The organism is Oleiphilus sp. HI0061 (assembly GCF_001635675.1).
The window spans coordinates 1-1,612 of sequence record NZ_LWFE01001647.1; the positions used below are offsets into that span (position 1 = coordinate 1).

The window sequence follows — 1,612 nt, forward strand, 5'->3', positions numbered from 1 at the left end:
GCCATAGCCTTATTGGTGCCGAAGAGTACAAGCAAATTAATGAGTCAGGCCAATCGCTTAAGGACCCACTACTATCCTCAACGCTTTTTATTTCCCTATTTCTGTTTTTTGGTTATTTCTGGACTAAAACCGGACAAACCCTTGGAATGCAGGTTTGGCATTTACGCATACAAAATGAGGACAACACATCAATCAGCTGGAACCAAGCCCTTGTCAGGTTCTTTGTCGCCGGAGTTTCCATTGCCGCATTCGGTCTTGGCTACCTTTGGGTATTCATCGATAAGAAAAATCGAACCTGGCAATGCATCGCATCTGAAAGCAAAGTTATACGAATTCCAAAGCGCAGCTAGACTCTAAATAAGTCAAACCAGCTTTCTCAGGTCAAAAAAAAGCTCTCGACATAATCGAGAGCTTTTTAGACAACAAACAAAAAATTAATCGTGAGCAGAGATAATCCAGTTTGTAGTCGACTCCATATCAGTAATAAACAACTGACCGATTGACTCACCAGTATCGCCGAATGAGATAGAGTGGATATCAATATCACCCTTGAAGCGCGTATTGATTGCAATACCATCCACAAAAGGATTACTACCAGCAAGCAGACCATCTATATTTAAAACAGCATCTTTAACTGCATAGATTTCACGAATAGAGTGCGCAAAACTAAATGATGAAGTGCCATCCAAACCTGTCAAATCGCCACGCTCATTGTGAATTTCCATGTCAGAAATCTGAACACCGGCAATATCAATATATACATCCAGATCTGTAATCTTAAAGTAACGACCCCAGTATATTTTGGAGTCAGCCTTACCCGTATTACCACCTAGAGGTCCAGATCCATCAAAGCCGTTACCATTGTTCTCAAGATGTAAGTCATCAGGACCTAAGTAACCCTGGATACCTAATTGACTAATCAAGGTAGTTGTACCAGCAGCACCTTGGTCGGGACCCTGACCATCAGTATCTAGACCAGCAGAACCTAGCTCATAACTTGAACTTGCCAAGCCAATTGCATCGATTTCAAGACGAAAGTCGACAGCATGCTCTAGGACTAGCTCTGCAGTATGAAAATCGTCTAATCCAAATCTACCGTCAGCTCTATACTGATCGATACCGCCTTCTGAAGCCCAGCCATCAGTAAAGTCAAAATGGATTACCAAATCACCATCACCATATGTGCGCTTATCGTCAATTACAGCGTTATCACGAGTTGAGTCAATACCGTTTGCAACACTAACAAACGTCGTATCAGTATTCCCATCATTTACATACATCTGAGCAATATCACGCATATTGGAAAAACCATATGCAAGCTCATTATCACCGTCGGTACCATCACCGGCGATGTCAATCTCAAGCCGTAAGTTGTCAAGCATCGTACCTGCAGAGCCCGTACCATTACCCAACGAGTTACCACCCATACGGATACCTTGAATCAACAAATAGCCTGCATCGTGATATGCGAACTCTCCGATCTCCCACTGACTTTCTACATCAAGAGTAAGACCTGCCTGACCCGTGACGTCTTGTAGACTATCTTCATCAAGCATTTGGACTTCGGCCATCACATTTGATGACAAAGCAGAAACTGCCGTCACCAAAGCCA

At 43.0% G+C, this 1,612-nt stretch carries 2 protein-coding genes; one reads left to right on the forward strand and one right to left on the reverse strand.

What is annotated here, in order from left to right; all coding sequences use genetic code 11:
• A partial coding sequence (locus A3735_RS25405) for an RDD family protein (protein ID WP_068638878.1) occupies positions 1-350 on the forward strand: 350 nt, incomplete at its 5' end.
• A gap of 84 nt (positions 351-434) precedes the next feature.
• Here the strand turns inward: A3735_RS25405 and A3735_RS31420 are convergent.
• On the reverse strand, positions 435-1,612 hold a 1,178-nt coding region (locus A3735_RS31420), incomplete at its 5' end, for a DUF6160 family protein (protein ID WP_197486042.1).